The organism is Rhodoblastus sp. (genome assembly GCF_052145335.1).
Taxonomy (GTDB): Bacteria; Pseudomonadota; Alphaproteobacteria; order Rhizobiales; family Beijerinckiaceae; genus Rhodoblastus.
The window spans coordinates 1-9,375 of the sequence record NZ_JBKQOU010000261.1; the positions used below are offsets into that span (position 1 = coordinate 1).

The window sequence follows — 9,375 nt, forward strand, 5'->3', positions numbered from 1 at the left end:
CACTCAAACCGAACCTGAAACCATAGTCCAACTCAAGGAGTCTTCAAATGTCTGACCTCGATTTCTTCAACGCCTTCGGCGCCGAACTCAACAGCGCCTCCCAAACCGTCACTTCGACCGTGGGCAACGGCGCAGGCAACATCATCGGCGGCAACGTCATTACCGAGGGCAACCAGAGCGTTGGCGGCCATGGCTTCTCGAGCCCGTTCAGCTCCGGCAGCGAGAACATCGGGAGCCAGAACGTCACCTCCACCGTGGCCAATGGCGAAGGCAACTTCGTCGGCGGCAACGTCATTACCGAGGGCAGCCAGAGCGTCGGCGGCCACGGCTTCTCGAGCCCGTTCAGCTCCGGCAGCGAGAACATCGGGGTCCAACACGTCAACGCGACCGTGGCCAATGGCGTCGGCAACTTCATCGGCGGCGACGTCGTGACCGAGGGCCACCAGAGCGTCGGCGACCACGGCTTGGCCATCCACGCCTTCCACTAACGGCAGGGCGGCGAACGCCTTCATTTCCGGCCCCGCTCCAAAAGGCGGGGCCGTTCCATGTCGAGTGAAGGAGCGGCGCCGTGTGGCCCGCATCACAGCGCGCGGCGAGCGAGTCGTTCATTCTGCGCACACGCCAGCAAAACCAGTGGCGGCCCCCCGGGCGGCGCAATCCGCGGACGCCTGCACAACTTAGGAGATGATCATGACAGATGCTTGGCTCAATGCATTCGGCGCCGGACTTAACATCGGCGTCGACGTTCCAACCGCGGTAGTCGGCAACGGCCTCGGCAATAGCGTGGGCGGCTCGGTCGTCGCCGCCGGAAACGCGCAAGTCGGCGACGGCGGGCATTTTAACGGATTAGGGCCAATCAATATCGCGGTGGACGTCCCCACCCTCGTGGCCGCCAACGGCGTCGGCAACACAATCGGCGGCAGCGCGCTGGCCGTTGGCGGCCAGGACGTCGGCGACCACGGCGTCCACGCGGCGACGCCCTTCGGCGGCGTCAACGTGGCCGTCGACACGCCAACCGTCGTCGCGGCCAATGGCGCCTTCAACTCCATCGGCGGCAACGTCGAGGCCAGTGGTCTTCAGCACGTCGCGGACCACGCCGTTCACCATATCTGAGCCGCGCTCACATCGGCGCCAAGGCGACCCGCGTGCGCCCACATCGCGACCTTTCTCTCTGGCCCTGCCCCAAAAGGCGGGGCCGTTTCGCGTCGGGCGACCGCCGACGCCCGCAGCAGTCGACCTCCATGTGGCTCAGTTCACAGCGCCCGAAGGCGTTCTCGCCGATGCTGCACAACAAGAGGCGCACGTCGCCGTCCCGACATCGAGAGGACCAAATGCCATGAGCGCGCGTTGCAACAAGAGCAAAACAACCGAAAGCCCGGATGAGCAAGTTCGTCACGCCCTCCGCGGTCTGCGGACGCCGCTGCTGGGCCTCAGCGGCATCAGCTGCCTCGGCAACGTGCTGATGCTGACCGGCCCGCTGTTCATGATGCTGGTCTACAACAAGGTCCTGACCAGCAAGAGCGTGCCGACGCTGGTTGCGCTCTGCCTGCTGGCGCTGCTGCTCTACTGCTTTTACGGCTTCCTTGAGGGGTTGCGCGGAAAACTCATGGCCCGGGTCGGCATCACCTTCGACCACAGGCTCGCCCCCTCCCTCTTCGTGGCGACGCTGCGGCTGCCGCTCCACTTCGGACCGCATGCCCGCCAGCATGATCCGTTGCAGGACTTGGCGACGATCCGCAACTTCCTGATGGGTTCCGGCCCGTCGGCCCTGCTCGATCTGCCCTGGATCCCGCTCTACTTCGCCATCCTCTACGTCGTGCATCCGGCGCTCGCGGCCATGGCGATCATCGGGGCGCTCCTGCTCGTCCTGCTCAGCGTCGTGAACCAGATGGCCACCAGGTCGGGCTCGCAGAACGTGACGCAGGCGGCGACGGCGACGATGAGCCTGCTCATGGACGCGCGCCGCAATTCCGAGGCGGCCGCGGCGATGAGCATGGGCGACGATCTGTGCAAGCGCTGGGGCGGCGGCTACGTGAACGCCATTTCGCATGCCCGCGACCTCGCCGACCAGGCCAGCATCTTCGGCGCCATCTCCAAATCGGCGCGACTGGTGCTGCAATCGGGCATACTGGCGCTCGGCGCCTACCTCGTCATAGACGCGAACATGTCGCCCGGCGGCATGATGGCCTGCTCCATCATCCTTGCCCGCGCGCTCGGCCCCATCGACCAGGTGATCGCTCATTCCCGAGGCACGTCTGCAGCCTGGCACGCCCTCAAGCGTCTGCGGGTCCAGACGGCGGCGCTGCCCAGGGCCCGGCCGCAGCAGCACGGCATGCCGCGTCCCCGCAAGTCGCTCACCGTGCGCGACATCGTCATCGCTCCCCCAGGCTGCGCGACGGCGACGGTGGCGGGCGTGTCGTTCGAACTTGAATCGGGCGATGCGCTCGGCATCATCGGGCCGAGCGGCTGCGGCAAGTCGACCCTGGTCCGCGCCCTCGTCGGCGCCTGGCCGACGGCGCGAGGAGAAATCCGCTTCGACGATGCGATGATCTCGCACTACTCGGCCGAGACTCTTGCCGAAGCCATCGGCCATCTGCCGCAGACGATCGAGCTGTTCGACGGGACGATCGCGGAAAATATCGCGCGCTTCCGCAAGGACGCGACGACCGAAGAAGTCGTCGAGGCCGCTCAGCTCGCCGGCGTGCATGAGATGATCCTGTCCTTCCCGAAGGGCTATGACACGCCGGTGGGCGAAGGCGGCATGACGCTGTCGGGCGGCCAGCGCCAGCGCATCGGACTTGCGCGCGCCGTTTTCGGCAATCCCTTCCTCGTCGTGCTCGACGAGCCGAACTCGAACCTCGACCCCGTCGGCGAACAGTCTCTGAACGAGGCGATCCAGCGCATGCGCTTGCAGGGCCAGATCGTAGTTATCGTGGCCCACCGGCCCAGCGCCATCTTCGCGGCGAACAAGATCCTGTCGCTGCGCAATGGCCGGGCGGAAATGTTCGGAAGCAAGAAGCATGTTCTCGCGGCGCTGTTCCCCCGCGCCGGCCAACCGCACAAACCGGCGGAAGTCGTGAACGGCGGCGAGAACGCGGCGCCCACGCACGCTCCGCACCATATGGCCAGCGTCCCGGCCTCGCGCAACGGCGAAAGCAGCGTCGTGGCCATGGCGTAGGGCGCGCAGAGGAAGCGCATTCCGGTTCGCGCGAAGAACGCGCTTGAAAACAAAAAATGGAGCCTCCGATGCTGTCGGATCGCGCCTCCAGTTGCGGAAGGCCGCGGCGCTGTGATGGGCTTCACAGCGCCGGACGAGGACCGCGGCCATAGTACCAGCAGACGAGGCGGCGAGGCTCGACAGCCCGCCGCCGACAGGAGGACCAGATGACCGATTTCAGCGTCGACCTTGCCGACAACGAACATTCCATCCGCAAGCTGATGCGAGCCTTCCTCGCGAGCGTGGCGATTGTTGGCGGGGGCCTCGTGGGGTGGGCCGCAACGACCAGGATCGACAGCGCGGTCGTCGTCCCGGGCAATTTCGCCGTGAAGTCGAACGCCCAGAATATTCAGCACCCAGAGGGCGGCGTCGTCGGAGCAATCCTCGTCCACGAGGGGGAGCTGGTGAAGGAGGGCCAGGTCCTCGTCCGCCTCGACGCGGCCAAGGTCGCCAGCGACACCAGCATCCTCGAGCGCAAGCTCATCGACCTCGTCGCCGAGCGTGCGCGCCTCGAGGCCGAGCAGCACGACTGGCCTACGATCGCGATGCCCGCGCCCCCCGTCGCGTCCCCCAAGGCGGAGGAGACGCTGCTAACGAGCATCAAGGCCCAGCAGAATCTCCTCGACGACAAGCGCTCGGCGAGGGCAAGCCAGCTGGCGCAGCTCGCCGAACGCCATACGCAGATCGAAACCCAGATCCACGGGCTTAACCAGCAGCTGAAAGCCGTGCAGGGCGAGATGGATCAGGCCGCCGCCGATCTCGAAGACCAGCGTGCGCTCGACAAGAAGGGGCTCATGCGCCGCCCGGTCCTGCGCCAGACGGAGCGGGAGGTGAGCCGCCTCCAGGGGCAGATCGGCGACACCGAATCGCGGATCGCCGGCGCCCGCTCGCAGCTGGTAGAAACCGATTTCAAGATCGCCGAGACCAGGAAGAGCGGCCGGTCGGACATCCTGACCCAGCTGGAGTCCGTCGTCGAGAGGATCGCCCAGGCCGAGCAGGAGCGCGCCGCCTCCCTCGACCGTGTGCAGCGCCTAGAAATAAAGGCGCCGCGCGCGGGTTACGTCAACGAACTCACAGTCCACACCATAGGCGGGGTGATCTCGCCAGGGCAGACCGTGATGTCCATCGTTCCTAACTCCGACCCGCTGCTGGTGACGGCGAAGATCCGCCCTGACGAGGTCGACGAAGTCCACCAGGGTCAGCCCGCGACCGTGCGGCTGACCTCGCTGAAGCTTGCCACTCCGCCGGAACTCGATGGAACGGTCGCCAGCGTTTCGCCGGACCAGTTGAAGGACGACCGCACCGGCCAACCCTATTTCATGGTGAAAATCGACGTTCCCGTGGACCAGATGACAAAGCTGCGGGGCAAGGAGCCGTTCCCCGGCATGCCCGCCGAGGTTCTCATACGTGGCGAGGCGCGACGCGTGATCGCCTACCTCACCCAGCCGCTGACGGACAAGCTAGGGCTTGTTTTCCGCGAAAAGTAGGGCCCCGGGTCCGGGCCTGGGCCCGCCGCGGCGCCGGGATCAATGTGCACACGACCGCAGCTTTTCAACGCAATGACGTTCTGCGAAGCCGCGCCGTTTACTCGCGTGAAGCATCCGCCAATTCTGCAATCCGATCGTTGGCGCGGCGGAGCCGTCGACAGAGCTCACGGTTGATATTCAGCATCACCAACACATACGCGTGGATGTCGGCCTTGTAATACGCATAGAGGTTCCGGGCCGTAAGCTCGTACAGCAGGGTTGGACTCTCAGCGACGACAGTAGCTGATCGGTTCTGCATTTCTATGAGCGTCATTTCGCCAAAAAAATCACCAGGCCCGAGACCCGCCATGCGAATCACGCGCCCCGAATTCCCGAGCTTGCTCACCGCGAGCTCTCCGGCGTGAACAATATACATTGAGCGCCCCGGTTCACCTTCCGATACGACAGTAGCGCCGACGTCGAACCGGCGCTCGACCAGCATCGAGACCAGGAGATCGAGACTTGCGTCCGCGAGTCCACCGAAAAAAGGTGTGGAGACCAAGAACGCTTTCAGATCGGGCGAGCCGATAGCCATAAGCCTAATATACTCCCGCTCCCTAGACTTGAAGCACCTTATCGTCTTCGGATGGCAACGCGACACGCTATCCAGGACGCCTGCCTATCCCGAAGCCTGCCGCCCTGTGGCTTGCGGGATAAACCAGCGCCGCTGTTCGTCCGCGGGCGTTGACGCCTTCGTTCTCACGTCCTGATCGCGCCTATGGTGGATTTTATCGCATCGATATCCGCCATGACCGCGCGATAGCCGGCTTCGACCGCGTGTTCACGCAGGTTCCACGCGAGAATTTTGACGCCCTCCACCGACGGCCTGATGACGACGTCGCATTTAGCTGATCCGGCGGCGTTTGCGGCGCCGGAACCGATGGTGCCTACCCGCCACAGCAGATCGATCATTTTGCGCGGGCCATGCGGCGCGCCCGTCTTTCCGACAACGCCGCGCAAGGCGCCCGAATTTGCGCCGACATCGACCCCGATGATGGGGCCGCCGCCAAATCCGGCGGCTGCGTCCGCCGGGAAATTGTTGAGGACTCCGCCATCGACATGCTCGGCGCCCTGTTCGACAACCGGCGGGAATACCCCCGGTATGGCGGTTGACGCCTGAAGCCAGGTCGCCAGCGGCCCGGAACGGTGAATTTCCGCCTTGCCTCGCGACAGGTTGGTCGTGACACAAAAAAACGGGATCGGCGTGTCCTCGATATTTAGCGCGCCGAACCATCGGCCGAACGTCCGCTCGAATTTGCGTGGCGAAAACAATGCGATCCGCGGGACGGCAAAATCGGTGAATCGGTTATGCGAAAAAGCGTCGACGCAGGATCTTGCCGCGTCGGCGAGATTCCAACCGAGCGCATGCATGGCGCCGATGACCGCGCCAACGCTTGTCCCCCCGATGGCGTCGATGTCGACCCCCTGATCATGCAACGCCTGTATCGCGCCGACATGCGCAAGACCGCGCGCGCCGCCTCCTGACAGGACGAGCGAGGTTCCGCGCCCGAACACGAGGCGTGCGAGGCGCGCCAAGTCGGATGTGGCGCGCGCGTGATAATGCGCGGACGGCCGGATCAGGTTAAGCCAGCGTGCGGTCTGCGTCGTTTCCATGTCGCCGCGCCAGCGCAAGACGAGATCAAGCGGGATCGCTTCCGGAACGAAGCTTCGATCAGGACCCAGGACCTCGGGAACGTGAGATTCGCCGGCGCCGCTGGCAAGCAGCAGCACCCTGTCGCATTGACGGAGGCAAAACTGCGTCCAGGCCGCGGCTTCCAGTTTCGCCGCCAATATCAGGAAGTCGTGGGTTTTCTCGAGGTCGGCGAAACCGGCCACCGATCGCCCGCGATCGCGTTCGAAAGTCGCGGTCGCGACCTTGCCGAAAGGCGCCAGCGCCCGACCGATCGCTTCGACGCAAGCGTCGACATCGTCTGTCGCATCGACCGGAGCAACGCAGATCGCGCGCGGCGGCGATGACGCCATCCTCGCCCTTTCGCCAGAAAGCAAACGACGGACGGCGGCGGCGCAGAGCGATCGCATCATATCCGGGCGGCGCAGCGCCGCTTCCTCCAGGGCCTCGCGCGATATGCGCAACAATTCGCTGTTGCGCAAAGCCCGCACGGTTCCGCTTCGCGATTCGCCCGTCAGGAAGCCAATTTCTCCGACAACCTCGCCGGCCCCCATGCGCCGGGCCAGGGCGAGTTCCCCGTCGGGGCCTTTGGCGAACAGGCCCAGCATGCCCGCCACGATCACGTATATCGAATCCGAATCGTCGCCTTCCCCGAAAAGCGTCGTCCCGCCGCAAACCGACATACAGGAACTGACGGCCGCGAGTTCGCGGCGTTGACCTTCGTCGGCGACCAGGATTATTCGTTGTCGATCAAATACCGAGCCGATGTATTCGAGCAGCGCATCCTCTTGCATGAGGGCCCCCATCAGCGTCGTCAATGAGAACCATTCAACTCTCAATGGCGTGTCAACCTATATGGAAAGCTCGCGAGATGTTCGAGAGCAGCCATACTGGAGCTCCGAATTGCGCAGACCAAGCCCGGGGCTCGATTTTGACCTCCAGCCATGCGAAAAGGCTGATGCTGAGAAATCCTGGGGCCTGCCGCTGGTTCCGCTTTTGCCAATAAAAAGGATTGGGATCAATTCCGGCGAAGGCTTGGCGGCCCGAAGGGCGACACGACTCCTGAGCGTTCCGCGCAACCCTAAATCGATTTGCGTTTTTCAGCGTTGATTTAAGCGCCAAGGCTCTCATGATGAGACAAGGGGCTTGCGATGGCCGGACTTCCCGCACAATTGCCCACATCATGGCTGTCTCTCGCGGTCCTGCTCTTCCTCTGCAAGCATTTGATCGCGGATTTCTTCGTCCAGACAAGCTGGATGGCGCTCGGCAAGGAAGCCGAGGCCGGGTGGCTTTTGCCGCTTGCGGTCCATGCGGCGATCCACGCCCTCGGCACATTGATCATTTGCTTGATCCTCTCCCCGGCCCTGTTCTGGTTCTCGGGCGTCGATTTCATCGTCCATTCCCTTCTCGATCGGGCCAAAGGCTTGCTGCGTCGCAGATATGAAGCGACGCCCAGCCAATCAATCTTCTGGTGGCTGCTGGGCGTCGACCAGACATTGCACGGCCTGACTCATTTCATCTTCGCACTCTGGCTGTCCGCCGCGCACGCGGGCTAAGGCGGATTGTGCCTTCCCGCCGCCGTCGTCACCGTCGCTGAGCCAGACTTGTGAGCGGCTGAGTAAACAGCTGCTGAGCCACAGGAAAGCGATCACGCCGAAGACCGTCGTCGCGCAATAATCATCCCGCAGCACGAATGAAGGCAAGATTCTGATCGAACTTCATGACCGACGCGCATCCACGCGCTTGGCAATGTTCTCGGACGAACAGGATCGCGCTCGAAAGTTCAGCGAATACGCGGCCGCTGCGCCCGCGCTTTTCGCGCACGACAAAGGATCGATCGGAATCGAGACTAATCGTGAACTCAATCGTCGGAAAATCGACGCCGCGAACATTTGTAACAGCCGTCATAGCAAACTCCTTCATTGCTCTGCCTGCTATCAATTCCGGTAAGGGCGCGACCCAAAGTCGACGCGACCCGGCCTTGTCAGTGCGTAATCGAGGGACGCCTTCGCGGCCCTTCAACAGTGCTTGGAGTATTCGATTTTCGTGAATGAAGCGAAGCACGACGAAGAACGGCCCCAGCTGATTTGAAACGGCTGGGGCCGAGCGGTTCAGAAAGCGCATAGATCCGGGCGATAATAGCACCAGCCGCCGCCGTAGCCATAGCCGTAGCCGTAACGCCCGTAGCCGCGGCCATACCGGTGCTCGAAGCGGCCGTAGTGGCCTCCCCAGCCTCGGCCCCCGCCGCCCCAGCCGCGGCCGCCGCCTCCACCGTGCGCGAACGCGCCGGTTGCAGTTGTGGCGAGGAGTAACGCGGAACAGAGGGTGATTGTCGTTTTGCGAAACATGAGACTTCTCCTTTGGACAGGGATGGCGAACTCGACATCCAAAGCGATCATGCCGGGATCAGGAGAAGTTTGCTGTGATGGCCGCCACAACAATGCTGTTCGACCGATGGATTCGCGCCGTTAGGCTCGGTGGCGCCCTGCGCACTCGAATTTATGGGATTTGAGATCAAGGTATGGCGCGCAAGTTGGGTCGGCGCGGTGGCTGCGATGAAAGCGAAGGCGAAATCTCCGGGCTTCAAGGAGGCGCCGCTCGAACGAGGCCAGGCCGCAACCGAGATCGACGCACCAACGCCAAAGTCCAGCAGCATGTGAACTGATACACAGCGAGGAAGCCGTCTTCCAGCCTATCCTCAGCGAGCAGACCGCCTTTGACAGCAACTATAGCGGCCCGCTTTTACGAGCGTCCCGGTTCATCGTTGCATATTCGATCTGCGGCAATAAAGCCGAGAATTGGGCGGTCGTTTTCGAGAAACATTCGGTCGGCAAGGAGGTCGCCATGCTCGTTAAAATCTGGTTCGTCTTCGTCGCGACGCTAGTTGCGCTCGTCTGCCTCGCGGAGCGGGGGCATGCGCAGGAATTCAACGCCGAGAAGCATTATTCGTCGCCTTCCTAGCCTGCGACGCTTCCGGCCATTGCGAGCGCATGAGCGACCGC

The 9,375-nt window shown here is 63.5% G+C and carries 9 protein-coding genes; 6 read left to right on the forward strand and 3 right to left on the reverse strand.

The features are described 5' to 3' along the window. Nucleotides 1-47: 47 nt before the first annotated feature. From ACLP2E_RS16500 to ACLP2E_RS16515, 4 genes are all read left to right on the forward strand, one after another. Nucleotides 48-488, forward strand: a complete 441-nt coding sequence (locus ACLP2E_RS16500; protein WP_442466555.1) for a hypothetical protein — start codon at nucleotides 48-50, stop codon at nucleotides 486-488. 202 nt (nucleotides 489-690) lie between these two features. Further along, nucleotides 691-1,113: a hypothetical protein gene (locus ACLP2E_RS16505; RefSeq protein ID WP_442466556.1), complete on the forward strand. Its 423-nt coding sequence runs from the start codon at nucleotides 691-693 to the stop codon at nucleotides 1,111-1,113. Nucleotides 1,114-1,336: 223 nt separating this feature from the next. Further along, entirely contained in the window at nucleotides 1,337-3,178 is a 1,842-nt protein-coding gene (locus ACLP2E_RS16510) for a type I secretion system permease/ATPase (protein ID WP_442466557.1), read from the forward strand. Between the two features lie 206 nt (nucleotides 3,179-3,384). Beyond that, on the forward strand, nucleotides 3,385-4,704 hold the full coding sequence (locus tag ACLP2E_RS16515) for an HlyD family type I secretion periplasmic adaptor subunit (protein ID WP_442461071.1): 1,320 nt from the start codon (nucleotides 3,385-3,387) through the stop codon (nucleotides 4,702-4,704). A 97-nt stretch (nucleotides 4,705-4,801) separates the two neighbouring features. Here the strand turns inward: ACLP2E_RS16515 and ACLP2E_RS16520 are convergent, their stop codons facing one another. Both ACLP2E_RS16520 and ACLP2E_RS16525 read right to left on the reverse strand, forming a co-directional pair. Then, complete coding sequence (locus tag ACLP2E_RS16520) at nucleotides 4,802-5,278, reverse strand: Crp/Fnr family transcriptional regulator (RefSeq protein WP_442461070.1); 477 nt, start codon at nucleotides 5,276-5,278, stop codon at nucleotides 4,802-4,804. Between the two features lie 164 nt (nucleotides 5,279-5,442). Then, complete coding sequence (locus ACLP2E_RS16525) at nucleotides 5,443-7,167, reverse strand: patatin-like phospholipase family protein (protein WP_442466558.1); 1,725 nt, start codon at nucleotides 7,165-7,167, stop codon at nucleotides 5,443-5,445. A 357-nt stretch (nucleotides 7,168-7,524) separates the two neighbouring features. Here ACLP2E_RS16525 and ACLP2E_RS16530 point away from each other — a divergent pair, with 357 nt between their 5' ends. Next, nucleotides 7,525-7,929: a DUF3307 domain-containing protein gene (locus ACLP2E_RS16530; RefSeq protein WP_442461068.1), complete on the forward strand. Its 405-nt coding sequence runs from the start codon at nucleotides 7,525-7,527 to the stop codon at nucleotides 7,927-7,929. A gap of 121 nt (nucleotides 7,930-8,050) precedes the next feature. Here the strand turns inward: ACLP2E_RS16530 and ACLP2E_RS16535 are convergent, their stop codons facing one another. After that, nucleotides 8,051-8,497 carry a hypothetical protein gene (locus ACLP2E_RS16535; RefSeq protein ID WP_442461067.1) on the reverse strand — a complete coding sequence of 149 codons (447 nt, stop codon included), beginning with the start codon at nucleotides 8,495-8,497 and terminating at the stop codon, nucleotides 8,051-8,053. Between the two features lie 377 nt (nucleotides 8,498-8,874). On the opposite strand from ACLP2E_RS16535, the gene ACLP2E_RS16540 reads away from it, so the two are divergent. Next, on the forward strand, nucleotides 8,875-9,033 hold the full coding sequence (locus tag ACLP2E_RS16540; protein WP_442461066.1) for a hypothetical protein: 159 nt from the start codon (nucleotides 8,875-8,877) through the stop codon (nucleotides 9,031-9,033). Nucleotides 9,034-9,375 lie beyond the last annotated feature (342 nt).

What these genes read in the sequence shown, in the direction of transcription:
- ACLP2E_RS16500 (WP_442466555.1), top strand. Translation starts at nt 48, where the DNA reads ATGTCTGACCTCGATTTCTTCAACGCCTTCGGCGCCGAACTCAACAGC.
- ACLP2E_RS16505 (WP_442466556.1), top strand. Translation starts at nt 691, where the DNA reads ATGACAGATGCTTGGCTCAATGCATTCGGCGCCGGACTTAACATCGGC.
- ACLP2E_RS16510 (WP_442466557.1), top strand. Translation starts at nt 1,337, where the DNA reads ATGAGCGCGCGTTGCAACAAGAGCAAAACAACCGAAAGCCCGGATGAG.
- ACLP2E_RS16515 (WP_442461071.1), top strand. Translation starts at nt 3,385, where the DNA reads ATGACCGATTTCAGCGTCGACCTTGCCGACAACGAACATTCCATCCGC.
- ACLP2E_RS16520 (WP_442461070.1), bottom strand. Translation starts at nt 5,278, where the DNA reads ATGGCTATCGGCTCGCCCGATCTGAAAGCGTTCTTGGTCTCCACACCT.
- ACLP2E_RS16525 (WP_442466558.1), bottom strand. Translation starts at nt 7,167, where the DNA reads ATGCAAGAGGATGCGCTGCTCGAATACATCGGCTCGGTATTTGATCGA.
- ACLP2E_RS16530 (WP_442461068.1), top strand. Translation starts at nt 7,525, where the DNA reads ATGGCCGGACTTCCCGCACAATTGCCCACATCATGGCTGTCTCTCGCG.
- ACLP2E_RS16535 (WP_442461067.1), bottom strand. Translation starts at nt 8,497, where the DNA reads ATGCGCTTTCTGAACCGCTCGGCCCCAGCCGTTTCAAATCAGCTGGGG.
- ACLP2E_RS16540 (WP_442461066.1), top strand. Translation starts at nt 8,875, where the DNA reads ATGGGATTTGAGATCAAGGTATGGCGCGCAAGTTGGGTCGGCGCGGTG.